A 24289-nucleotide genomic window follows, 5' to 3' on the forward strand; every position below is an offset into this window, starting at 1 on the left:
GGAACCTTTGGAGGAAAAGGTCATGTCGCGTTTCATGCAGGCCAGCCGGCCTGTCCTAGGGTGGATCAGCCGCGTCTCACTCTATCTTTCCGGACTGGGGATCGTCGCCATGACGGCGATCGTCGGCTGGCAGGTCTTCGCCCGCTACGTGCTGAACGACACGCCGAGCTGGTCCGAGCCGCTGTCGCTGCACCTGATGTCCTGGTTCATCATGCTCGGTGCCGCCGTCGGCGTGCGCGAGAGCGTGCATCTCGGCCTCGACTTCGTCCGGCACGGCGCCTCGCCGGCGTCGCGGCGGACCATGGATCTGGTCAGCCTCGGGCTGATGGTCGTCTTCGGCCTCGCCATGACCTGGTATTCGACGCTTCTCGCCGCCGGCACCTGGGCGGCCAGCATCCCCGTGCTCGGCTGGCCGGGCGGGGTGGACTTCTTTCCGATGATCGTGGGCGGGGTGCTGATCGCGATCTTCTCCGCCGAGCGCTTCGTCGACGTCGCCGCCGGCGAACAGACGGCGGCCGACATCATCGCGCAGGAGGTGGCGTGATGGCCTATGGCGTGCTCTTCGGTGTCTTCACCGTGCTCATGATGATCGGCATGCCGATCGCCTTCTGCCTCGGGATCGCGTCGCTTGCGACCGTGCTCTATATCGGCCTGCCGCCGATCGTGATCTTCCAGCAGATGAACTCCGGGATGAACGTGTTTGCCATGATGGCCATTCCGTTCTTCATCTTCGCCGGCGACCTGATGGTGCGCGGCGGCATCGCCGACCGGCTGATCCGCTTCGCCGCCGGCATCGTCGGCCATCTGCGCGGCGGCCTGGGCCAGGTCAACATCGTCGCCTCGACCCTGTTCGGGGGGATTTCGGGCTCGGCGGTGGCCGACGCCTCGGCCGTCGGCGGGCTGATGATCCCGCAGATGGCGGCGCGGGGCTATGACCGCAGCTACGCGGTCAACGTCACCGTCAATGCGGCGATCATCGCGCTGATGATCCCGCCCTCGCACAACATGATCCTCTATTCCATCGCCGCGGGCGGCAACGTGTCGGTCGCCGACCTCTTCACGGCCGGGATCCTGCCGGGGCTGCTCTTGGCGGGCGCGCTGATGGTCACGGCCTACATCGTCGCGCGTCGCCGCGGCTATCCGGCCGAGCCGTTCCCGGGCTTCCGCAAGCTCGCCTACTATCTGCTCGCCTCTATCCCGGGCCTGCTTCTGATCGGCATCATCTTCGGCGGCGTTCGCTCCGGCGTCTTCACCGCGACCGAGAGCTCATGCATCGCCGTGTTCTATGCCCTGCTGGTCGCGCTGCTCGTCTATCGCGAGCTCGACTGGAACGGGTTCGTCGAGGCGGTCCTGCAGGCGGTGCGGACCACGGCCATGGTGCTGCTGGTGATCGGCACGGCTGCGTCCTTCGGCTGGCTGATGGCCTTCCTGCAGGTGCAGCAGCAGATGATCGCCGTCATCGGATCGATCTCCGAAAACCCGATCGTGGTGCTGCTGCTCATCAATCTGGCGCTGCTGGTGCTCGGCACCTTCATGGACATGGCGCCGCTGGTCATCATCACCACGCCGGTGCTGCTGCCGGTGGCCAAGGCCTTCGGCATCGATCCCGTGCATTTCGGCGTCGTGATGATCCTCAATGCCGGGATCGGGCTGAATACGCCGCCGGTCGGCACGGTGCTGTTCGTCGGCTGCGCCGTCGGCGGCATCTCGATCCGCGAAGCGATGCGGACGATCTGGCCGTTCTTCGGCGCGAGCATCGCCGTCCTCATGCTGGTCACCTACATTCCGGCATTGTCGCTCTGGCTGCCCAGCCTGTTCCGCTGACGCCAGGGCTTCATGACGACAACCACGACAGGTCCAGTGCTGGACAGGAAGGCATCCGAGGAGGTCCCATGCTGAAGACGCTATTGATGACGGGAGCCGCAGGCGGCGTGGGAACCGCGCTGCGCCCCATGCTGAACGAACTGGCCGAGACGGTGATCCTGTCGGACCTCGAGGAGATCGGCGACCTCAAGCCGCACGAGCGCTCCCGTCGCTGCGACCTCGCGGATGCCGGTGCCGTCGACGAGCTGGTGCGCGGCGTCGACGGGATCATCCATCTCGGCGGCGTCTCGATCGAGAAGCCGTTCGACCTCATCCTGCAGGGCAACATCGTCGGGCTCTACAATCTCTACGAGGCAGCCCGCAACAACGGCAGGCCGCGGATCGTCTTCGCAAGCTCGAACCACGTCGTCGGCTACTACCGGCGCGACCAGCGCATCGACAGCACGGCCGTGCCGCGGCCGGATTCGCTCTATGGCGTCTCCAAGGTCTTCGGCGAGGCGGTGGCGAGCCTCTATCACGACAAGTTCGGCGTCGAGACGCTGTCGGTGCGCATCGGGTCCTGCTTCGAGAAGCCGCGGAATCCGCGGATGCTGGCAAGCTGGCTGAGCAAGCGCGACCTTCTGTCGCTCTGCGCGCGCGCCTTCGCGGCCCCCCGCATCGGCCACACGGTGGTCTATGGCGCTTCCGACAACGACGAGCAATGGTGGGACAACCGCAACGCGGCCTTCCTCGGCTGGAGGCCGAAGGACAATGCCGAGGTGTGGCGGGCGGAGGTTCTGGCGCAGACGGGCCCGGAGGATCCGGCCGATCCGGCGACGCACTACCAGGGCGGCGCCTTCGTCACGGCCGGTCATCCGGCGGACTCCTGAGCCCGGTGGAGCATCGGCCGGTCGTCGCCGCAGGCGCGAAGAGGCGAGCACCATTGGTGGGCAGGCGCGTCGTTCGAGCTATTCGTTTCATGCATGGCTGGCGTGTGAAATCCTGCCTATGATTTAGGCGAGAGTGAGCTATAGTCGGATCTGTCGAAGCGATGTACCTCCTCCCACAGAGCTTCGAAATCGCGAAGGTTCCACTCCTCCTCCCAGGAACTTTCGCGGAGAACAACAGCACTCCTCCTCCCAGCTGTTGTTCGGTTCTTTTGGAAAGCCTGCCGCACCTCCTCCCGCGGCAGGCTTTTCGCTTTTGAGGGGGCTTTCACCGTTTCATGCCGGCTTCCGGCAGTCTTCCCGACATGGCTGGTTTCGTGCGCGGCGTTTGCCGCCGTCGCAACATGTCGCGCCGCCATGATTCCTGTCCGGACCGGATGCTGCGCAGACGCGGTCGTGGTCCGGCGCGCAGGGGTTTCGCCTATGATTTGCGGGGAAGTGGGGGCTTGGCGGGCGGGTCGCGGGGCGTGCGGCGTCGTCGGTCAGCGCGGCCGCCGTCATGAGGCGGCCTCTCTATGCCTGTCGTTGCAGGCAGGAAGGGCATGTCCATGGTGGCCAGGCGCGTCGTGCCTGCGTCGCGGCAGGTCAGATCGGCGCTAGCGGACGATCGTGAATTTCAGCGTCGGTGGGAGGCGTTCGGGTCCGGGCTTGCGGCCGGCCCTCGCGTTCCTGGCGTTCCAGGCGGCACTGCCGGCGCTTGCGGCGTGCCTTGATCGGCTGACCGGCAGGGGCCGGTCGCCGATGGCAGCTCGATGGCGCTTAGCGGCCGGCAACCGCGGAGCGGATCTGCGAGCGCGAAATGCCGATGTCGGCCAGGGTGTGGTCGTCGAGCATGTTGAGTTCGCGGATGGCCTTGCGACGAGCGGCAAAGTCCTTGATCTTCTGACGAATGTTCATCTCTTTTCTCCTTTCTTCGATGCCACTCATATGGGCAATTCGGCGCACACAATGAAGGCATAAGCCTGCAGAAGAGGCATGCAAATTTGTCTACCCTTGCTCACGGCCTCGGCAAGGATGATGCGTTGCACAAAAATGCTGCAGCGCCGTTCATCGGAAGGCGCAAAAAAGGGAGAGGCAGGGCCTCTCCCTTCAGGTGGCGGATGACGGGTGGCTGGAGGCCGCTTCAGCTCACCATTTCTTGCTGAGCTTGAAGGTGATCGTGCGGGCATCCCCGTATCCGCAAGTGAGCAGGCCGCCGCAACCGCTGACATATTCCTTGTCGAACAGGTTGGCGACGTTGAGCGCGGCGCCCCAGTCGTTCTTCTCGTAGCGGATGCCGGCATCGAAGACGGTGGCCGAGGGGACCTTCGCGGTGTTCTCGTTGTCGGCCCAGCTTTCGCCCTGGTAGCGCACGCCGGCGCCGACGCTCATGCCCTCGAGCGCGCCGTCCTGGACGGTGTAGTCCAGCCACAGCGAGGCCTGGGTGTCGGGGATGAGGTAGGGGGTGTTGCCGATCAGCGCCGTATTGGCATCCTCGGTGATCTCGAGGTCGATGAAGTCGAGGCCGGCGATCAGCTTCCAGCTTTCGTTGATGTTGACCTTGCCCTCGAGCTCGATGCCGCGCGAGCGCACCTCGCCCATCTGGCTGGAGACCATGGTCAGCGGATCGGTGACGACGACGTTCTGCTTGGTGAGCTGGTAGACGGAGGCGGTGAACACGCCGTCGAGGAAGGTCGGCTCGTACTTGATGCCCGCCTCGAACTGGTCGCCTTCCTCCGGCTTGGTGTTGCCGGTCATCGTGACCGCGACGATCGGATTGAAGAAGGTCGAGGCGCTGATGTAGGGCGTGATGCCGTTGGCGAATTCGTAGCCGAGGCCGGCCCGGCCGCTGAGGGCGCTCTCGTTGTAGTCGAACGTCGAGTTCTGTGCCGGATCCCAATAGGTCGGGCCGTTCTCGGTCTTGGTGTCGACGTAGTCGTAGCGGCCGTTCAGGGTCACGATCCAGCCGTCGCCGAAGCGGATCTGGTCCTGGGCGTAGACGCCGAGCTGCTGCTGGGTGATCTCCTGGTTGATGTAGATCCGGTTCGGCGGCTGCGGCACGCCGTAGATCGGGTCGGTGGCGCTGATCGGCGTCGCCGCGGAGGAGGCCTGCTCCTGGTCGAGCCGGTAGAACTTGTAATCCAGGCCGACGAGCAGCGTGTGGCTCAGCGCGCCGGTGTCGAACTCGCCCTCGACGCGGTTGTCGACCGCGAAGGTGTCGACCTTCGAGGTATGTTCGAAACCGAGGCGGTAGAGCAGGTTGTCGGGCGTGACCGGGGCGTTCACGTAGGAGGGCGCGGGGAACACGGCGTCCGGGTCGTAGTAGCCGTAGGTGTAGGGCGCGTCCTCGTGCTTGTAGAGGTGGCCGTAGCGCAGGTTCTGGGTGAAGCTCCAGCCGCTTTCGAACTCGTGCTTGAATTCGTAGCCGAGCATCTGCTGGACGTAGGTGCCGGTGTCGATGTCCGGCTCACCGAAGAAGGCCTTGCGGTCGATCTTGCCGAAGGAGGCGGCCTCGACGGTGCCGACATTGGGCAGGAAGCTGCCGCCGACATGGCGCTGGTCGAGACCCTGCAGCAGGCCGTAGACCGTCAGGCTGGTGGCGTCGTCGCGCTCGATGGTGACCTGCGGCAGGATGAAGCCGCGCAGGTCGTTGGAGAAGTCGGTGTAGTTCTCGCCGCCGGAGACCTTGCCGGTGACGCGATAGTTCACGCCCTCGTTGAGAATGCCGTTGACGTCGAAGCCGAGGAAGGCATTGGCGTTGCTGTTGATGCCGGTCTCGGCATAGGCGGAGGTCTCGCCGGTCGGGCGCTTGCTCACCATGTTGACGATGCCGCCGGGATTGGCGCCGCCATAGAGCACCGATGCCGGGCCCTTCAGCACCTCGACGCGCTCGAGCATGAAGGGGTCGATCTGGAAGCCGCCGAAGCCGTAGCTGAACAGGTTCAGCCCGTCGAGGAAGACGCCGGTCTGGGTGGCGTCGAAGCCGCGGATGTAGAACCAGTCGGTGTCGGCATCGACGCCGAAGGGTTCGGTCGTGACGCCGGGCGTGTAGCGCAGGACCTCGTCCACCTTGTTGACGACGCCGCGATCCTCGATCTCGTCGCGGCCGATGACGGAGACGGACTGCGGGATTTCGGAGATCGGCGTGCCCGTCTTGGAGCCGGTGGTCGTCTCCTTGGCGACGTAGCCGTCGACGGGGCCGGTGGCCGCATTGGCGGCTCCCTCGCCGCCTTCGACGATGATCGGCGCAAGCCGCGTCGCATCCTGTTGCTGTTGTTCCTGCGCCGCCGCCGCCATGGCCGTCAGGATCGTCGCCAGCGCGACGCTGCCGCGCAAGATCCGCTTGAGACCTGTTCCCGCCGAATAGACGCTCTGCTTCGCCATTGCCCGTGTGTCCCCACTTTCCGAAAACGGCCGCCGAGAGGCGAACCTGTTAACATGAGCAACTATATCAACTTAATCCCGGGTGCTTGTTCCGTTAGGCGAAAATTGAACGTTCTTGGCACTTTTTCGCGCTGCACACAGCTTTGCCGCAATCCTGTGGGCGGTGCGCAACGCCTCCCCGCGTCATGGCGGACGCGGGGCGGGGCCATCGGTTGAGGTCGCGCCTTCTGCTTCAGTCGAGCTTCATCTTGCGCCAGTGCGCCGGCGTGATCCCGACGGTCTTGCGGAAGACGCGGGTGAAATGGGCCTGGTCGGCAAATCCGGTTTCCGCGGCGATGGTGGTCAGCGTCGTTTCCGGCTGCAGGAGCAGGAGCTTGGCCCGCTCCAGCCGCGCGTTCATCTGCCACTGGTGCGGGGCAATCCCGGTGGAGGCCTTGAAGGCATGGCTGAAATGGGACTGCGACAGGCCCGTCAGCGCGGCGAGTTCCTCCAGGCGAATGCTGCGCAGGCAGTTCTCCTCGACGTAGTCGATGGCGCGCCGCAGCTGCCAGGTGGCAAGCTGACTGCGCTTTCGCGGCTCGGTCCGGTTGACCTTCATCAGGTCGATGATCAGCCCGAGCGACAGGCCGTCGCCATAGAGGTCGTGCAGCGGCTGCGGGTTGGCGCATTCGGCGGCGATCAGCTCCGCCAGCGCCATGATTCGCGGATCGTTGAACATCAGCCGCGGCGTTTCGATCGGCCGCGCATCGAAATCCTCCATCAGCCGGCGCTGCAGGACGTCGACGTCGAAATGCAGGTCGAGATGACGCACGAAGCTGAGGTCGATCACCTCCGCCCACAGTTCCATGCCGGCCGGCACATAGGAAATCGCCTGGTTGTGGTAGTTCTGGACGATGCCGCGGGCATGCGGCGCGACCTTGAGGTTGCAATTGCCGCCGCCGCGGGCCTCGAGCATGATGAAGACGCGGGGATCCTCGCCGACGTAGAAGCCGCCCGCATCCGGGGCGCACTCGACCTCCCAGAGATCCGCGACGATCCCGTTCCAGTTGCGTCTCTGCAACCCGCCGACGACGTTGAACCCGCTGATCCTGTTGTGCATGCGCGGCTGAAAGGTCATGGCGCCGTCCGGTCGATCAGGCGTGCATCCCTGCAGGCCCAAATATAAAACTTGTGTCTTTTTCTCATGTTTTGATAGCGCAGTGCATGGGATTTTGCAACCGCCTGCACGCGCGAGCTAGGACTGCGCGCGTAGCAGGTCCGAATAGACCCCGCCGCTCGCCTGCAGTTCCTGCGGGCCGCCCTGCTCGACGATGCCGCCCTCGTCGATGACGACGATGCGGTCGGCATTGCGGATGGTGGCAAGCCGATGGGCGATGATGAGCGTGGTGCGGCCTTGCGACAGCTCCGCCAGCGACCGCTGGATCGCCTGTTCCGTCACCGTGTCGAGCGCAGAGGTCGCCTCGTCGAGGATCAGGATCGGCGGGTTCTTCAGGAAGATCCGGGCGATTGCCAGCCGCTGCTTCTGCCCGCCGGAGAGTTTTACGCCGCGCTCGCCCACCAGCGTGTCGAGCCCGTCCGGCAGGGTGGCGACGAACGCCTCGAGCCTGGCGCGACGAACCGCGTCCATGACCTCCTCGTCGGAGGCATCGAGCTTGCCATAGGCGATGTTCTCGCGGATCGAGCCGCCGAACAGGAAGACGTCCTGCTGGACGATGCCGATCCGGGCGCGCAGCGACGCCTGCGTCATCTTTCGGATGTCGAGGCCGCCTATGGTGATGCTGCCTTCCTCGACCTCGTAGAAGCGCGGCAGCAGCGAACAGATCGTCGTCTTGCCCGCACCCGAGGCGCCGACGAAGGCAACGGATTCGCCCTGGCGGATGGTGAGGTTCAGCCCTTCCAGCACGCGCCGGCCGTCGCGATAGGCGAAGCTGACGTTACGGTAGGCGATATCGCCGGAGAGGTCGTCGACGGGGACCGCATCGGGACTGTCGGCAATGTCGGGCGCGGTGTCGATCAGGCCGGTGAAGCGGCGGAAACCGGCGATGCCCTTCGGATAGCTCTCCAGCACGGAGGTGATCTTGTCGATCGGGCGGAAGAAGACGTCGATCAGCAGGATGAAGCTCACGAGCCCGCCATAGCTGAGGCTTCCCTGCATGACGTACCAGGTGCCCGCCACCATGACGATCAGCTGCACCAGGCGGGTGCTGAGATAGCTCATCGCCACGCTCGCCGTCATGTAGGCATAGGCGTTGAGCTTGGTCCTGCGGTAGTTCTCGTTGTTCTTCGAGAACAGCATGCGCTCGTGGTCCTCGTTGGCGAAGGCCTTGACGACGCGGATGCCGCCGACGCTTTCGGCGACGCGGGTGTTGAAATCGCCGATCTGCCCGAACAGGCGCTGCCAGTTGCGCGTCATCCGCGAGCCGTAGCGGCTGACCAGCCAGGCCATGAAGGGGACGATCACGAGCGTCAGCATCGCCAGCGGCGGGTGCACCATGAACATCAGCGCAAAGGCGCCGACGAAGGTCATGATCGCGATGAACAGGTCCTCCGGCCCGTGGTGGGCCACCTCGCCGACCTCCTCGAGGTCCTTGGTCACGTGGGTGATGATGTGACCGGTCTGGTGCTCGTCGTAGTAGGAGAAGGACAACTTCTGCAGGTGGTCGAAGGCCGTCCGGCGCATGTCGGTCTCGATGCTGATGCCGAGCGCGTGGCCCCAGTAGGTGACGACCGCCATAAGACAGGCATTGGTGACGTAGATCCCGAGCAGGATCGCCGCGGCGCCGAGGATCAGCCCCCAGTTCTGGCTGGGCAGCAGGTCGTCGATGAAGAATTTGATCGCCAGCGGAAAGCCGAGTTCGAGCAATCCGGCGAGGACCGCGCAGCCGAAGTCCAGCACGAACAGCTTCTTGTAGGGACGATAGTAGGAAAAGAAACGCGCGAGCATGGGGCCGTCGGTCCTGACGAAAAAATCGGAGTTTTGCCGTCAACTATAGGCTGACGCCGGTTTTTGGAAGGCCGTTGTGCAATGGCGATGTCACACTAAGGTGAAGGCGGACCCGGCGGGCAGGAGGGCCGAGGCGGCGCATATCCCCGTCGCTGCTTGCGCGCTGCCTGCCGGTCGAGTGCCGCGCGGGCGGCCTCCATCGACCCGAGAAAGCAGGATTTGCTGCGGCCGCGGGTGCCGATCCGTCCCCAGTGGCGCATGACCGCGACCTCGCCGAACAGGGTCGGCTCGAGCGTGAGGGCGTAGTAGCGGGCCATGTTGCGGGCCGGATCGACGCGGCGCAGGAGAAGGGTGTCGTTCACTGGCGAGGTCGCTTCGTTCATGCGCGGAGTCTCGCGGACTGCGAATCGCAGGTCCAATGAAAGGTTTGAATCGATCGGGCGCCATCGATTCATCGCTGTGATGCCTGCGGCTGGCCTTGTCGACTGAGCCTTGATGCCATATATTCCGCATTGAAAAGATGGCAATAGATGTGGCAGGTTTCGGACATGGCTCAGGCAATGAAGATCCGGCAGGACAACGCGCCGCTGGTGCTCGCCTATATGGGGCCGGGCGGAAAGATTGCCGCCGACGAGGTGGCCGACGGCTTCGGCATGTCGAAGAGCCAGCTGGCGGAGACGGCGGGCCTTGCCCGCGAGACGCTCTACCGTGCCGAACGCAGCCGCGGTGCCAAGACGCAAGGGCGGCTGCGCGAGATGCTGGAGATCATCAGCCGGGTGAGCGAATGGGCGGGCGGCAAGGAACAGGCCATGGCCTGGTACCGCGCCCAGCCGATCGCCGCCTTTGGCGGACGGACCGCCGAGTCCCTGGTGAAGGACGGCAAGGCCGCAGCCGTGCGCGACTACCTCGATCATGTTGCGCTCGGTGGATTTGCGTGAGGTTTGTCGGCACCGCCTATCGGGCGCATGATCCGCGCTGGTCGTTCAAGCCGATATCGGGGGCGGGGGCGGCGATCCGCGGCGCCCGCTTCAATCCGCGCGGCGTGCCGGCGCTCTATCTCGGCCTCGGCATCATGACGGCGATCAAGGAGGCCAACCAGGGCTTTGCGCACCGCATAGACCCCTGCGTTCTCTGCTCCTACGACATCGACTGCGACGACATTGCCGACCTTTCGACGCCGGAGGGCCGCCGCGCGGCCGGCGTCCTGCTGGATGATCTCGCCTGCGCCTGGGCGCTGGCGCTTGCCGAGGGCCGCAGGCCGGCGTCGTGGGACATCCATGATCGTCTCACCGCGCGGGGCATCGCCGGCATCGTCGTGCCGAGCTTCGCGCCCGGCGCCGACGAGAGCGACCGGAACCTCGTCCTCTGGGACTGGGGGCTGGAGCTGCCGCATCGCGTCACGGTCTTCGATCCCAGCGGGCGCCTGCCGAAGGACCAGCTTTCCTGGCAATAGGCGAAGGCGCGGGCAGACCGCAATCTCTGCGGCGGCCGCGCCATTGCGCCGCGACCCTGGTCCCGTGTTTCACGACAGTTTCGCCTTTCGCACCGGCGTGGCCGGCGGGTCCGGGCGCAGACATGGCTTGATAGTTACATATTCGACAGTTACGTCTGTAACCAATACTGGATTGGCCGTTTGCAGAGGAGGTGAACGCCATGCTGGACAAGCCCCGTGAAGCGATCGCCGAAGGCACGACGACGTCGGATACCCCCGTGTACATGCCCGGCTTCGGCAATGATTTCGAGACGGAATCCCTGCCGGGCGCCCTGCCGCAGGGGCAGAACAGCCCGCAGCGCTGCAACTACGGCCTCTATGCCGAGCAGCTTTCCGGCTCGCCCTTCACCGCCCCGCGCGGCACCAACGAGCGGTCCTGGCTCTACCGCATCCGCCCGTCCGTCCGCCACACGCGCCGCTTCTCCAATTTCGGCTACCCGTTCTGGAAGACGGCGCCGTGCCTGGACGATCATTCGCTGCCGCTCGGGCAGCTGCGCTGGGACCCGCTGCCGGCGCCGACGGAACCGCTGAACTTCCTGGAAGGCATCCGCACGATGACCGCGGCGGGCGACGCCCTCACCCAGACGGGCATGGCCGCGCACGCCTATGTCTTCAACGCGGACATGGTCGACGACTATTTCTTCAACGCCGACGGCGAACTGCTGATCGTTCCGCAACTGGGTGCCATCCGGGTGTTCACCGAAATGGGCATCATCGACGTCGAGCCGCTGGAGATCTGCCTGGTCCCGCGCGGGATGATGTTCAAGGTCTCCCGTCTCGGCGAGGGTGACTGCTGGCGCGGCTACATCTGCGAGAACTACGGCGCGAAGTTCACCCTTCCCGACCGCGGGCCGATCGGCGCCAACTGCCTGGCCAATCCGCGCGACTTCAAGACGCCGGTCGCCGCCTTCGAGGACAAGGAGACGCCCTGCCGGGTACAGGTGAAGTGGTGCGGCAGGTTCTACGTGACCGAGATCGGCCACTCGCCGCTCGATGTCGTCGCCTGGCACGGCAACTACACGCCGTTCAAATACGATCTCCGGACCTATTCGCCGGTGGGCGCCATTCTCTTCGACCACCCCGACCCGTCGATCTTCACGGTGCTGACGGCGCCGTCGGGCGAGGAGGGAACGGCGAACATCGACTTCGTCATCTTCCCGCCCCGCTGGCTGGTCGCCGAGCATACCTTCCGCCCGCCCTGGTACCACCGCAACATCATGAGCGAATTCATGGGGCTGATCCACGGGCAGTACGACGCCAAGGAGCAGGGCTTCGTTCCCGGCGGCATGAGCCTGCACAACATGATGCTGCCGCACGGCCCGGACGCCACCGGTTTTGAGAAGGCCTCGAGCGTCGAGCTGAAGCCGGTCAAGCTCGACCACACCATGGCCTTCATGTTCGAGACGCGGTTTCCCCAGCAACTCACCCGGTTCGCCGCGGAACTGGAGACGCTGCAGGACAACTACATCGAATGCTGGGACGGCCTGGAGCGCCGCTTCGACGGCACGCCGGGCATCAAGTGATGACGGTGCTTCGCATGGACCATTGAGGAGCGTCAGCCGCCGGCCTGCCAGGTCTTGACCGCCTCGAGCGGCCAGACGAGCATCAGGATGTTGAGGGCGAGCCCGTCCCGGATGAGGTAGGTCGTCAGCGCCTCGAAGAAGACGATGATCGCGATGCTGGCCCAGACCGGCAGGCGGGCCGCCAGGAAGAAGCCGATCACCATGGCGACGATGTCGGCCGCCGAATTGATGATGCTGTCGCCGAAATAATCGAGCGAGATGGTCGCTTCCCGGTAGCGGTTGATGATGAAGTTGGTGTTTTCGAAGATCTCCCAGGCGCATTCGACGACAAGCGCGAAGGTCAGCCGCGTGACGATGCTCGCCCGCGGCATGAGCCAGGTGAACAGCGCGTAGAACAGGATGCCATGGATGATGTGGCTCGGCGTGTACCAGTCGGAAAGGTGCTGGGAATTCTCGGAGGAAACGACGACGCCGTGCCAGAGCTTTACATAGCCGCATTTACAGATCCAGATTCGTCCCATCAAATGCAGGGTCACGGCGGTGGCTGCAATGGCTGCCGCGGCGACGGCGATCGACTTGGGGAGGGTCCGGTTCAAGCGAGTGGCTTTCCTGGCGGGCTGGGAGGGCGGTGAAGGACAGGGATTCGCGTCGGCGCGACGATGCCACGACGGCGGCGGCAAAGACAAGATCAAGGGAGGAAGCATGAAACTTGCAACACTGAAGGACAGCACGCGCGACGGCCGGCTGGTGGTCGTTTCCAGGGACCTGACGCGCTGCTCGGAGGTGGGCCACATCGCCCGCACCCTGCAGGCGGCACTCGACGACTGGGCCCATGCCGGCCCGCGGCTTGCCCGCGTGGCGGAGGGGATCGAGACCGGATCGCAGCCCACCATGCGGTTTCATGAGCACGAGGCGGCCTCGCCGTTGCCGCGCGCCTATCAGTGGGCGGACGGCTCGGCCTACGTCAACCATGTCGAGCTGGTGCGCAAGGCGCGCAACGCCGAGATGCCGGCCAGCTTCTGGACCGATCCGCTGATGTACCAGGGCGGCTCGGACAGCTTCCTCGGCCCCCGCGATCCGATCGTGGTGGCAGACGAGGCCTACGGCATCGACATGGAAGGCGAGATTGCCGTCATCGTCGACGACGTGGCGATGGGCGCGAGCGTCGAGGACGCCCGCGCGGCGATCCGGCTCGTCATGCTCGTCAACGACGTCTCGCTGCGGGGGCTCATTCCGGCCGAGCTCGCCAAGGGCTTCGGCTTCTTCCAGTCCAAGCCGTCGTCGGCCTTTTCGCCGGTGGCGGTGTCGCCCGACGAGCTGGGCGAGGCCTGGAAGGACGGCAAGCTGCACCTGCCGCTCCTGGTGTCGCTGAACGGCAAGCCGTTCGGCCGCGCCGACGCCGGGGTCGACATGACCTTCGACTTCGGCCAGCTCGTGGCCCATGCGGCGCGCACGCGCCCCCTCGTCGCCGGCTCCATCATCGGTTCGGGAACCGTCTCCAACAAGCTCGACGGCGGACCGGGCAAGCCCGTCTCCGAAGGGGGCAGGGGATATTCCTGCATTGCCGAGCTGCGCATGATCGAGACGATCGCAACCGGCACGGCCAGGACCCCGTTCATGAAGTTCGGCGACACGGTCCGGATCGAGATGAAGGACCAGACCGGGCATTCCATCTTCGGCGCCATCGAGCAGACCGTGAAGCGTTCCGAACCGGCATGACACTCGACCCGAGGATCATTTCCGGCGCGGCAGAAGCAGGGCCGAGCAGTTCGTGGCTGCACGGGCGGAGGGACACGGATGGATGAGATCGTCCTCTACGACTACTGGCGCTCGTCGGCGAGCTATCGCGTCCGCATCGCGCTGAACAGCCTTGGCGTGGCCCACCGCAGGGTGCCCGTCAACCTGCTGGAAGGCGCGCACAAGGCGCCCGAGCACCTGGACCGCAATCCGCAAGGGCTCGTGCCGGCGCTTCGGATCGACGGCCTGATGATGACCCAGTCGCTGTCGATCATCGAGTATCTCGACGAGACCCGCGGCCCGGCGGGCTTCCTGCCGGCGGACCCGCCCGGTCGCCAGCGGGTGCGGGCGCTCGCCCAGGCGATTGCGATGGATATCCACCCGGTCTGCAATCTCGGCGTGGTCGGCCATGTCATGGAACTGACGGGACGAGGGGAGGCGGCGCGGGCCGAATGGATGGTCAAGTTCATCGGCGAGGGCCTCTCGGCCGTCGAGCGCATGCTGGAGGATCCCCGCACGGGGACCTTCTGCCATGGCGAGGGTCCGTCGATCGCTGATTTCTGCCTCGTCCCGCAGGTCTACAACGCCGACCGCTGGGGCGTCGACATGGCCCGCTTCTCCCGGATCCGCAGCATCGCAGCCGTGTGCGAAGCGCTGCCAGCCTTCCAGGCGGCGCATCCCGAACGGGTGAAGCCGCAATAGTCCCGCAAGAAGGGTGTTTTCCGCGCGGCCGGCCAGGCGGAAGACCGGCCGCCTGGCCGCTACGAAGCCGGAAATGAATGTGTTCACAAAAATGTCAACTGGCGCGAATAGAGCCGCTCCGAGGCCCGTCTTCTTTGTGTTGGGGCAGAGCGCGTAGGTTCCGCGCAATCGTGCAAATTTCGCGAACGGTGCGATCGTCGGTTCGGCGTCGCTTTCTCCCCACGTGTACTGGGCGTCTGTCGTTCATCGCTTCTTCGAAGCAGCCATCAGCCGAGAAGCGAGACGCGACCCTGGCGGCCCGCTCGACAGCGCGCCGGACGCCATTGCGTGCCGCAAGTCGTGCTTCGAGGCGAAGAGATTGCCCTTTGGCGCAGAATCCTGGATAGACGACCCATGAGCGAAACGAACCAGGCCTACACCTATCCCGTTGCCGACGATCATCTTTTGCCGCGCAACACCCGTCGTTCGTTGCCGATCGCGCTGCTCAGGGCGCGCGAGGCGGTGATGAGCCATTTCCGGCCGATGCTGGTGAAGTACGACGTGACCGAGCAGCAGTGGCGCGTCATCCGCGTCCTTGCCGAAGCGGACATGCTCGACGCGTCGGAAGTGGCCGAAAAGACCTTCATCCTCGCCCCCAGCCTGACGCGGATGATCAAGTCGCTGGAGGAGCGTGGCTTCATCACCCGCCACAAGGACCAGGAGGACGGCCGGCGCGTCCTGTTGAAGATCGCGCCCGCCGGGCTTGCGATCATCAATACGGTGACGCCGGACAGCTGTGCGATCTACGACCATATCGAGGCCCGCTACGGCAAGGAGCGCGTCGAGCATCTGATCGATCTCCTGAACGATCTCGCGCTCCTGAAGAGCGACGAGCCGTTCATCGCCGAGGAATAGCGCGGGCGGGGTTCGCCGTCTGCCGGGATCCGGCAGAAGCGAAAGCGCCCGGATCCACCGACCCGGGCGCTCGCAGACGGTCGCAGACCTGGCCTTGCCTCAGGCGAGGTTGCCCATGCAGAGATATTTCATCTCGAGATAGTCGTCGGCGCCGTGGCTCGAGCCCTCGCGCCCGAGGCCGGACTGCTTGATCCCGCCGAAGGGAGCGGCCTCCGAGGAGATCAGGCCGGTATTGATGCCGACCATGCCGTATTCCAGCGCTTCCGCCACCTTCCACACCTTCTTCAGGTCGGCGGCGAAGAAATAGGCGGCCAGTCCGAACTCGGTATCGTTGGCCTGCGCGATCACGTCGTCGACGGTGTCGAAGCGGAACAGCGGCGCAACCGGGCCGAAGGTCTCCTCGCGCGCCACCCTCATGGTGCGGTCGACGCCGGTGAGGATCGTCGGCTGGAAGAACGTGCCTTCGCCGGCAAAACGCTTGCCGCCGGCAACCACCTTCGCGCCCTTGGACACCGCGTCGGCGACATGCGCCTCGACCTTCTCGATCGCGGCCTCCTCGATCAGCGGACCGATCGCCACGCCCGCCTCGAAGCCGTTGCCGACGGAAAGCTGCTTCACTCTTGCCGCAAGCTTCTCGGCAAAGGCGTCGTAGACGTTCGCCTGGACGTAGATGCGGTTGGCGCAGACGCAGGTCTGGCCGGCATTGCGGTATTTCGAGGTGAGCGCGCCCTCGACGGCGGCGTCGATGTCGGCGTCGTCGAAGACGATGAACGGCGCGTTGCCGCCGAGCTCCAGGCTGACCTTCTTGATCTGGTCGGCGCACTGGCGCATCAGGATGCGGCCCACCTCGGTGGAGCCAGTGAACGAGATCTTGCGCACCTTCGGGTTGAAGCAGAGCTCCTTGCCGATCGCCGGTCCGTCCGTGCCGACGACGACGTTGAACACGCCGGCGGGAACGCCCGCCTTTTCCGCCAGAACTGCCAGCGCGATCGCCGACAGCGGCGTCTGCTCGGCCGGCTTGGAGACGACGGTGCAGCCGACCGCGAGCGCCGGCGCGATCTTGCGGGCGATCATGGCGGCGGGGAAGTTCCACGGGGTGATCGTGCCGACGACGCCGACCGGCTGCTTGATGACGAGCATGCGCTTGTCCACCGAGGGCGCGGGGATCGTCTCGCCGTTGATGCGCTTGGCCTCTTCCGCGTACCACTCGACATAGGATGCGGCATAGAGGATCTCGCCCTTCGCGTCCGCCAGCGGCTTGCCCATCTCCGCCGTCAGGATCGCGGCGAGTTCGTCGGCATTGGCAATCATCAGGTCATGCCACTTGCGCAGGATGGCGCTCCGCTCCTTGGCCGGGCGTGCCGCCCATGCCGGCTGGGCCCTGTGGGCGGCGTCGATCGCGGCCGACGTCTCTGCGGCGCCCATCTCCGGCAGCGTTGCCAGCGTCTCGCCGGTGGCCGGGTTGATGACGTCGAACGTCGCGGTGCCGTTGCCGCTGGTCCAGCTGCCGGCGATGAAGCCGCGGTCACGCAGGAAATCGGTCGAGGTGAGGTGCCGGGTGAGGGCGTCGTAGAAGGCCATGTGAGCATTCCTTCGAACAAGAGAGCGGCGTCGCCCGGACGTGCGCCCGGGCGTCGTGGCGGTTTCGGGATGGGAGCGCGTCGCCTCAGGCGGCGCGGGCTTCGAGCATTGCCGCTTCGAGAATGTCGAGCGCCTCGGCGAAGACCTCGTCCTGCACGGTCAGCGGTGCCAGGAAGCGGATGACGTTGCCGTGCACGCCGCAGGTGAGCAGGATCAGCCCCTTCTCCAGCGCTTTCAGTCGCACCTTGTTGGCGAAGTCGGCGCTCGGCAGCCTGGTCTTGGCGTCGTTGAACTCCACCGCGTTCATGAAGCCGGGGCCGCGGATGTCGACGATCTCCGGCACCTTCTCGCGCAGCGATTCCAGGCGCTGCTTGAGGCGGTTGCCGAGGCTCGTGGCGCGGTTGCACAGGTCCTCGTCCTTGATGACGTCGAGGACCGCATGGGCGGCGGCGACGGCGATCGGGTTGCCGGCATAGGTGCCGCCGAGGCCGCCCGGGCCCGGCGCATCCATGATTTCGGCGCGGCCGGTGACGGCGGCGATCGGGAAGCCGCCGCCGAGGCCCTTGGCCATCGTCGTCAGGTCCGCCACCACGCCGTGGTGCTCCATGGCAAACAGCTTGCCGGTCCGGGCGAAGCCGGTCTGGACCTCGTCGGCAATCAGCAGGATGCCGTGCTGGTCGCAGATCTCGCGGATCTGCTTCAGGAAGGACGTCTGCGCCGGATAGAAACCGCCTTCGCCCTGCACCGGCTCGATGATGATCGCTGCGACCCGGTTCGGATCGACGTCGGCGGCAAACAGCTTCTTCAGCGCGGCAATCGACTGCTCGGCGGAGGTGCCGTGCAGTTCGACCGGGAAGGGCACGTGGAAGACGTCGGCCGGCATCGCGCCGAAGCCGACCTTGTAGGGGACGACCTTGCCGGTGAGCGCCATGCCCATGAAGGTGCGGCCATGGAAGCCGCCGCCGAAGGCTACGACGGCCTGGCGGCCGGTCGCCGCGCGGGCGATCTTGACGGCGTTCTCGACGGCTTCGGCGCCGGTCGTGACGAAGATCGTCTTCTTGGCGAAGTCGCCGGGGACGAGCTGGTTCAGCCGCTCGGCGAGCTCGACGTAATTCTCGTAGGGAACGACCTGGTGGCAGGTATGGGTGAAGCGGTCGAGCTGCTTCTTCACCGCCTCGATGACGCGCGGATGGCGGTGGCCGGTGTTGACGACGGCGATGCCGGCGGCGAAGTCGATGTAGCGATTGCCTTCCTTGTCCCAGATCTCGGCGTTTTCGGCGCGATCGGCATAGATCTGCGTGGTCATGCCGACCCCGCGGGAGATGGCTGCGTTCTTGCGGTCGGTGAGGGATGTCGCGGTCATCTGGCAGATCCTGACGTTGGAGGAATTCAGATCTTGCATTTTTTCTGCAAGATTTTGTGCAATTCCTACATTTTTTCTGTAAGATTGCAACGGGTATTTTGAGCGTGCAAGGCCGCCCCCGGGCGATAGGAGCGGACGGGGCGCGCCGGGAGCCCGCAAGCTGCTATAAGCATCAAGAATAACACAAGAATCAGGGATCATTGGCATGAGCGATCCGCAGACGGTGCATTACAAGGTGGCGGAGGCCGCCCGGCTCGCCGGCGTATCGGCGTCGACGCTGCGTCTGTGGGAGAGCCAGGGCCTGGTGGTCCCGGGCCGCTCGGCGACCGGCCACAGGCAGTACAGCGCCGACGACGTGGCGCGGTTGAAGAAGATCTCCTGGTATCGCGCCGAGCGCGGGCTCAATCCGGCGGCGATCCGCGAGGCGCTGGAGGCGGAGGGTGCGGCATCGGATGCGATCCCGGCACCGTCCGGCGAGGGCGATGCGGCGCAAGGGGTGGGGCGCAAGTTCCGCGCGCTCCGGCATGCCGCAGGCAAGACGCTGGAACAGGTCGCCGGCGATATCGGCATCGCCACGTCGGTCCTGTCCACGTTCGAGCGCACCTCGCAGGGGGTGAGCTTCCGCGCGATGCACGACCTGGCCGAATATTACGGCACCACCGTCTCGAAGCTCTCGGGCGAGGACGATATGGAGCGGCGCAGCGTCGTGCGCGCCGACGAATGGAACCTGTGGCCGGAGACCTCGCCGGGCGTGGTCGTGCAGGTTTTGGCCGACGGCCGCAACATGATGGATTGCCATCGATTCGTGCTGTCTCCGGGCGCCTCGAGCGACGGCGCCTATCGCCACGAGGGCGAGGAGTTCATCCACGTGATCTCCGGCCGGTTCGAGATGGTGCTCGACGGCGACGAGTTCCATGACCTCGGACCGGGCGATTCCATCTATTTCGACAGCCGTCGCCATCATTCCTGGCGCAATCGCCACGACGGCGAGACGGTGCTCTTGTGGATCAATACGCCGCCGACGTTCTGATCCCGCTCCCCCACTCGAATTTGCAGCGTCGGACCCTAGTTCACACTCTGGGTTTGCCGCGGCATCACAAGCGCAACTGGTCAGGGGGACGCGCAATGACGCAGATGTTGAGAGCATTCGCATTGTCCATGGCCCTCGGCGCCGGCTGTCTTTCGGCCGCGGTGCAGGCCGCCGAGCCCACCCCGGTGACTCCGGACAACTTCGACCGGGCGGAAACGGACATGTATTTTGCCGCCCAGACGGCCGACGGCGGATTCGGCATGCTGCAGCACCGCCGCGAGATGATGCCGATCGACCGGCAGACCGTGATCCGCAGCAACCGCGACACGCTCTATTCCTCCGGCGTCTTCGACCTCGAGGCCGGTCCGGTGACGATATCCATGCCCGATCCGGGTGGGCGGTTCATGTCGCTGATGATCATCGACGAGGACCACTACGTGCCGTTCATCGCCCACGGCAAGGGCAGCCACACCTTCACCAAGGAGCAGATCGGTACGCGCTACATGATGGTCGCGATCCGCACGCTCGTCGATCCCAAGGATCCTGCGGACTTGCGGGCGGCGCATGCGCTGCAGGACGGGATTGCGGTCAGGCAGGACAAGCCCGGCGAACTCGTGGTGCCCGATTGGGACAAGGCGAGCCAGAAGAAGATCCGCGACGCGCTGCTGGTGCTGAACACAACGCTGCCGGACCTGCGCCACGCCTTCGGCAGCCGGAGCGAGGTCGACCCGATAAGGCATCTGATCGGGACGGCGGCCGCCTGGGGCGGCAATCCGGACAGGGAGGCCATCTACGTGAACGTCACGCCCAACGAGAACGACGGCCGCACCGTCTACCGGCTGAGCGTCAAGGACGTGCCGGTCGACGGCTTCTGGTCCATCAGCGTCTACAACGCACAGGGCTTCTTCGTGCCGAATGCGCTCAATGCCTATTCGCTCAACAACCTGACGGCGGAAAAGGACGGCGACGGCAGCATCAAGGTCCAGTTCGGCGGCTGCAACGGCCAGATCGCCAACTGCCTGCCGACGCCTGCGGGTTGGAACTACCTGGTCCGCCTCTATCAGCCGAAGGCGGCGATCCTGGACGGCAGCTGGCAGTTCCCCGAGGCGCAACCGGTTCGTTGACGGCCGTCCTCGGCCGGTTGCCGCGGCCGGACGGGTTTGGAAGGGTCGTCACTGGACCGAAGAGACCCCCGGGCATTGCGGCGCGCGCGCTGCGAGCTGCCCGGCCGTTCTTTCTTGCGAGATCGGGCCGGGATCGGGCTGTTCCGCCGGCTGGCATTCGATCGGGACGCCGACGATGCTGTCCCAGCCCTTGATGATGATATCCCTGGCGCGCTCTTGTTCCTCGAGCGTTGGGAAGACGGGCTCGACCCGCTTCCCGCTGTCGTCGTCGAGGTGCGGCAGGTCCTGCTGCAGGCTCGCGGGCACCTTTCCCGCCCGCAGGAGGGCATCGAGCCGGATCGGCTGGCACCGGGCCTGGAGCATGATCAGTTGGGCCTCGTCGGAGTAGACATGTTCCATCCACAGCCGGGCGGCGTTCGGATGGCGTGCAAAGGCGCTGATGGCCTGGGCATAGACGCCGGCGACGGCGCCGGTGCGCGGCCGGACGACCTCGATGCGGGCCCGGCCCTTCAGCGCATCGCGATCGCCGAACGCGAGATAGTCCCAATGGACGAGAACGGGTGTGCGGCCATTTGCGAGGCTCTCGGTGGTACCCATCCTCGGCACGAAGTTGCCCGTTCTCTGCAGGCCGGCGAAGAAGTCGAGGCCCTGTTGCGCCGCGTCCTCCATGTTGCCCTTCGTGACGGACAGTCCGGCGGCCAGCACGGTCAGGATCGCCTGGTTGGAGCCGGTGTCGCCGGCGATCCCGATGGCGTCTCTGTACTCGGCCGATGCCAGGTCCGCCCAGTCCTTCGGCAGCCGGGACACGCGGTCGGCGTTGACGGCGAAGACGAGCACCCCGTAGTAGCCGCCGTACCAGTATCCGTCGGGATCCCGGGCCCGGTCGGGGATCGTCTCCCAGGCGGAGACCTTGTAGGGCTGCAGCAGGCCCTCGTCCTTCGCCGATGCGGCGAAGGGCAGGCCGACGTCGACGACGTCGGGCGCCTGCGCGTCAATCTTGTCCCGGCCCGCCCGGATCGCATCCAGCTCCTCGGCCGACGCGGCCTGCGGATCGCGTTCGTCCACCGAAAGGCCATATTCCGCCTTGAAGCCGTCGATGATGCGGCCGTAGCCGCACCAGTCGCGCGGCAGGGCCATGACCACCAGCCTGCCTTCCTTGCGAGCGGCGGCGACCAGATCGTCCGGCGGCGATGCCGCGGCAACGTTCAAGGATGCAAAGAGAGCTGCTGCAGTGGCCGGCGCCCAACGTCCAAGCACGCATTCCATGGTCGCCCCTCCATCTCGCAATGGATACGCACCGGTAAATTCTACCACCCGGGCGGCGCGCCGGCCATCAAAGAAGCATGGCCGGGCGGTTAGGCTGTCACGCCCTGAGGGTCCGCGTCCCGGTCGGTCCTGCCGGCGGCAGCAGCAGCCGCATGGCGTTGAGGGTGACCAGCACCGTCGCACCGGTATCGGCGAAGACGGCGATCCACAGGCCGGTGACGCCGAGAACCGTGGTGACGAGGAACACCGCCTTCAGGCCGAGCGCGATGGTGACGTTCTGGCGGATGTTGGCCATGGTCGCCCGCCCGAACGATATCGCCCGGGCGACGTCGGCGACGCGGTTGCCCATCAGCGCCACGCCGGCCGTCTCGCGGGCGAGTCCAGTGCCCGACCCCATCGCCATGCCGACGCTCGCGGCCGCAAGGGCGGCGGCGTCGTTGATCCCGTCGCCGACCATGACCGTGGTGCGACCCTCGGAGAGCTTTCTGATCGCCTCGACCTTGTCGGCCGGCAGCAGCCCGCCGCGGGCATCGTCGATCGCAAGCGCGCGGCCGATGGCGGAAGCCGTGGCCGGGTTGTCGCCGGAGAGCATCAGCGTCTTGACCCCGAGCGCCTTCAGCGCGGCGATGCCGGGGGCCGCGTCCTCGCGCGGCTCGTCGCGAAGGGCGATCGCGCCGATGCCGACCCGGTCGGCGATCACCACGGCGACGGTGTTGCCGGCCTGCTCGAAGGCCGAAATCGCCTCCGCAAGGGCCGTGCCGATCGTGCCTTCCTCGGCGGCGAAGCGGGGCGCGCCGATGAAGATTGCCCGGCTGGCCACGGTGCCGCTGACGCCGCGGCCGGCGAGCGCCTTGACGTTCGAAGCGGTGGCCGGGGCGAGCTTGCGGGCCTGCGCTTCGGCGACGATCGCCTCCGCCAGCGGGTGGCTGGAGCCCGCCTCGATCGCGGCGGCCAGCGACAGGAGGCTCTCTGCCGCGCCGTCCGCGGCATGGACGTCTGTGACCGCCGGCCGGCCGCGGGTCAGCGTGCCGGTCTTGTCGAAGGCGACGACCTCGGCCTTGGCCAGCGTCTCCAGGATCACCCCGCCCTTGGCGAGGATGCCGGCGCGGGCGGTCGAGGACAGCGCCGAGGCGACCGCTGCCGGAACGGAGATGACGAGCGCGCAGGGGCAACCGATCAGAAGCAGCGCCAGGCCGCGATAGATCCAGGTGTGCCAGTCGCCGTCGAACAGGAGCGGCGGCACGACCGCGACCATGAGGCCGAGGGCTGCGATCAGCGGCGTGTAGATGCGCGAGAAGCTGTCGATGAAGCGCTGCGCCGGGGCCCTGGCGTCCTGCGCCTCCTCGACGAGGGTGACGATGCGGGCAATGGTGTTGTCGGCCGCGGTCTTGTCGGCGCGGATCTTCAGCGCAGCGTCGATCGCGACCGAGCCGGCGAAGACCTTCTCGCCGGGGCCGCGCGAAACCGGAATGCTCTCGCCGGTGATCGCCGCCTCGTCCAGATGCGCGCGGCCCTCGACGACGGTGCCGTCGGCGGCGACGTGGTCGCCCGGCCGCGCCAGCACGATGTGGCCGGGACGGATGGCTGCGGCCGGAACCTCGCGGACCACGCCGTCCTCCTCGATGAAGGCGCGGTCGGGGACGAGCGAGGCGAGCGCCTCGATGCCCGCCCGCGCCCGGCCGGCGGCATAGCCCTCCAGCACCTCGCCGGTGGCGAACAGGAAGACGACCACCGTCGCCTCCGCCGGTTCGCCGATGATCACGGCGCCGATGACGGCGACCGTCATCAGCATCTCGATGGTGAATGGGGCGCCGGCGCGGGCCGCGGCGATCGCGCGCCGCGCGATCGGCAATGCCAGCAACACGGCGGCAGCGATGAACAGGTAGTGTCCGGCGATCGGCCAGAAATGGTCGACGACGAAGGCGATCGCCGTCACGAGGCCGCCCGCGATCGCATGGATCCCCTTGGGTGTCCGCCACCATTCCACCTTGGTCGGCCGCGGGGCGGGCGCGTCGGTTGCGACGAGGTCCGCACCGTAGCCGAGGCTCCTGACGCGCTCGCCCACGGCGGTAAGCGGTGTCTTTGCCTCGTCGAGGGCGATGAACATCATCTCGCGCGGGACGGAGACGCGGACGTCGGTGACGCCGGGCATGCCGCCGACGGCCGTCGTGATGGTGTTGGCGCAGCTCGCGCAATCCATGCCGGAAATGCGGAAGCGACGGTAGCGGTCGTCCAGTCCCGCCTCGGCCGCCGCGTCCGCGGCGCTTGCGGCATTTGCCTCCGTGGCGGCACAGCAGGCGTCCGTGTGCGTGTGATCATGACCCGCGTGCGCATGGCCTGTGTGAGCATGGTCGGCATGATCGTGGCCGGCGTGCGCGTGGTCATGGTCGTGCTCGTGACCGGCATGGTCATGTCCTGCCTCGCAGTTCGCCGCAGGCGGGGTTGCGCCCTCGGGCTGCCTCTTTGCGGAACCGTCGTCGGCATGCGGCGGAAGGCGCTTGTCCATTGCAAATCTCCCTG

Annotated in this window: 21 protein-coding genes; 11 read left to right on the plus strand and 10 right to left on the minus strand. The window is 66.3% G+C overall.

The annotated features are described in order from the left end of the window. Nucleotides 1-22 precede the first annotated feature (22 nt). From P0086_RS10530 to P0086_RS10540, 3 genes are all read left to right on the plus strand, one after another. Nucleotides 23-544 (plus strand): TRAP transporter small permease, encoded by a 522-nt coding sequence (locus P0086_RS10530; protein WP_112594157.1) that lies wholly within the window; start codon nucleotides 23-25, stop codon nucleotides 542-544. Beyond that, nucleotides 544-1824 (plus strand): TRAP transporter large permease, encoded by a 1281-nt coding sequence (locus tag P0086_RS10535; protein WP_112594158.1) that lies wholly within the window; start codon nucleotides 544-546, stop codon nucleotides 1822-1824. The genes P0086_RS10530 and P0086_RS10535 overlap by 1 nt, the downstream gene beginning before the upstream one ends. Before the next feature lie 68 nt (nucleotides 1825-1892). Beyond that, nucleotides 1893-2693 (plus strand): NAD(P)-dependent oxidoreductase, encoded by an 801-nt coding sequence (locus P0086_RS10540; protein WP_148190953.1) that lies wholly within the window; start codon nucleotides 1893-1895, stop codon nucleotides 2691-2693. 816 nt (nucleotides 2694-3509) lie between these two features. On the opposite strand, the gene P0086_RS10545 is transcribed toward P0086_RS10540, so the two are convergent. The 5 genes from P0086_RS10545 to P0086_RS10565 all read right to left on the minus strand — a co-directional run bounded on the left by P0086_RS10545 (nucleotide 3510) and on the right by P0086_RS10565 (nucleotide 9440). Continuing rightward, on the minus strand, nucleotides 3510-3647 hold the full coding sequence (locus P0086_RS10545) for a DUF1127 domain-containing protein (RefSeq protein WP_112594160.1): 138 nt from the start codon (nucleotides 3645-3647) through the stop codon (nucleotides 3510-3512). Between the two features lie 231 nt (nucleotides 3648-3878). Continuing rightward, entirely contained in the window at nucleotides 3879-6113 is a 2235-nt protein-coding gene (locus P0086_RS10550) for a TonB-dependent siderophore receptor (RefSeq protein WP_275785202.1), read from the minus strand. A 232-nt stretch (nucleotides 6114-6345) separates the two neighbouring features. Next, entirely contained in the window at nucleotides 6346-7230 is an 885-nt protein-coding gene (locus P0086_RS10555; protein WP_275785205.1) for an AraC family transcriptional regulator, read from the minus strand. 117 nt (nucleotides 7231-7347) lie between these two features. Beyond that, a complete protein-coding gene (locus tag P0086_RS10560; RefSeq protein ID WP_148190957.1) occupies nucleotides 7348-9057 on the minus strand; it encodes an ABC transporter ATP-binding protein in 1710 nt (569 codons plus the stop codon). Nucleotides 9058-9152: 95 nt separating this feature from the next. Next, nucleotides 9153-9440: a WGR domain-containing protein gene (locus P0086_RS10565; protein WP_148190959.1), complete on the minus strand. Its 288-nt coding sequence runs from the start codon at nucleotides 9438-9440 to the stop codon at nucleotides 9153-9155. A gap of 165 nt (nucleotides 9441-9605) precedes the next feature. Here P0086_RS10565 and P0086_RS10570 point away from each other — a divergent pair, with 165 nt between their 5' ends. From P0086_RS10570 to hmgA, 3 genes are all read left to right on the plus strand, one after another. After that, entirely contained in the window at nucleotides 9606-9995 is a 390-nt protein-coding gene (locus P0086_RS10570) for an antitoxin Xre/MbcA/ParS toxin-binding domain-containing protein (protein ID WP_112607563.1), read from the plus strand. Continuing rightward, on the plus strand, nucleotides 9992-10510 hold the full coding sequence (locus P0086_RS10575; RefSeq protein WP_148190961.1) for an RES family NAD+ phosphorylase: 519 nt from the start codon (nucleotides 9992-9994) through the stop codon (nucleotides 10508-10510). The genes P0086_RS10570 and P0086_RS10575 overlap by 4 nt, the downstream gene beginning before the upstream one ends. 200 nt (nucleotides 10511-10710) lie before the next feature. Further along, on the plus strand, nucleotides 10711-12072 hold the full coding sequence (gene hmgA, locus P0086_RS10580) for a homogentisate 1,2-dioxygenase (RefSeq protein ID WP_148190963.1): 1362 nt from the start codon (nucleotides 10711-10713) through the stop codon (nucleotides 12070-12072). 32 nt (nucleotides 12073-12104) lie between these two features. Here the strand turns inward: hmgA and P0086_RS10585 are convergent, their stop codons facing one another. Beyond that, the gene (locus P0086_RS10585) at nucleotides 12105-12644 is read right to left on the minus strand and encodes a DUF2585 domain-containing protein (RefSeq protein WP_275785283.1); all 540 of its coding nucleotides are present in this window, start codon (nucleotides 12642-12644) and stop codon (nucleotides 12105-12107) included. Between the two features lie 130 nt (nucleotides 12645-12774). Between P0086_RS10585 and P0086_RS10590 the strand changes: the two genes are divergently transcribed. The 3 genes from P0086_RS10590 (at nucleotide 12775) to hpaR (ending at nucleotide 15405) form a co-directional block, all read left to right on the plus strand. Then, nucleotides 12775-13791, plus strand: coding sequence for a fumarylacetoacetate hydrolase family protein (locus P0086_RS10590; RefSeq protein ID WP_112606871.1), 1017 nt, complete (start codon nucleotides 12775-12777; stop codon nucleotides 13789-13791). Between the two features lie 78 nt (nucleotides 13792-13869). Next, on the plus strand, nucleotides 13870-14511 hold the full coding sequence (maiA, locus tag P0086_RS10595) for a maleylacetoacetate isomerase (protein WP_148190969.1): 642 nt from the start codon (nucleotides 13870-13872) through the stop codon (nucleotides 14509-14511). 393 nt (nucleotides 14512-14904) lie between these two features. Beyond that, complete coding sequence (hpaR, locus tag P0086_RS10600; protein ID WP_112594168.1) at nucleotides 14905-15405, plus strand: homoprotocatechuate degradation operon regulator HpaR; 501 nt, start codon at nucleotides 14905-14907, stop codon at nucleotides 15403-15405. 99 nt (nucleotides 15406-15504) lie between these two features. Here hpaR and P0086_RS10605 read toward each other — a convergent pair whose 3' ends face one another. Together P0086_RS10605 and P0086_RS10610 are read right to left on the minus strand one after the other, a co-directional pair. Beyond that, entirely contained in the window at nucleotides 15505-16986 is a 1482-nt protein-coding gene (locus P0086_RS10605; protein ID WP_275785213.1) for an NAD-dependent succinate-semialdehyde dehydrogenase, read from the minus strand. 85 nt (nucleotides 16987-17071) lie between these two features. Then, nucleotides 17072-18349 carry a 4-aminobutyrate--2-oxoglutarate transaminase gene (locus P0086_RS10610; protein ID WP_275785216.1) on the minus strand — a complete coding sequence of 426 codons (1278 nt, stop codon included), beginning with the start codon at nucleotides 18347-18349 and terminating at the stop codon, nucleotides 17072-17074. 205 nt (nucleotides 18350-18554) lie between these two features. On the opposite strand from P0086_RS10610, the gene P0086_RS10615 reads away from it, so the two are divergent. Both P0086_RS10615 and P0086_RS10620 read left to right on the plus strand, forming a co-directional pair. After that, complete coding sequence (locus tag P0086_RS10615; RefSeq protein ID WP_148179727.1) at nucleotides 18555-19379, plus strand: MerR family transcriptional regulator; 825 nt, start codon at nucleotides 18555-18557, stop codon at nucleotides 19377-19379. Between the two features lie 104 nt (nucleotides 19380-19483). Beyond that, entirely contained in the window at nucleotides 19484-20503 is a 1020-nt protein-coding gene (locus P0086_RS10620) for a DUF1254 domain-containing protein (protein ID WP_275785285.1), read from the plus strand. 48 nt (nucleotides 20504-20551) lie between these two features. Here the strand turns inward: P0086_RS10620 and P0086_RS10625 are convergent, their stop codons facing one another. Beyond that, nucleotides 20552-21712, minus strand: coding sequence for an ABC transporter substrate-binding protein (locus tag P0086_RS10625; protein WP_275785220.1), 1161 nt, complete (start codon nucleotides 21710-21712; stop codon nucleotides 20552-20554). 154 nt (nucleotides 21713-21866) lie between these two features. After that, nucleotides 21867-24275 (minus strand): heavy metal translocating P-type ATPase, encoded by a 2409-nt coding sequence (locus tag P0086_RS10630; RefSeq protein WP_148190977.1) that lies wholly within the window; start codon nucleotides 24273-24275, stop codon nucleotides 21867-21869. Between the last annotated feature and the right edge of the window lie 14 nt (nucleotides 24276-24289).

This window comes from Mycoplana sp. MJR14 (genome assembly GCF_029210525.1).
In the GTDB taxonomy this organism is placed as follows: Bacteria; Pseudomonadota; Alphaproteobacteria; order Rhizobiales; family Rhizobiaceae; genus Mycoplana.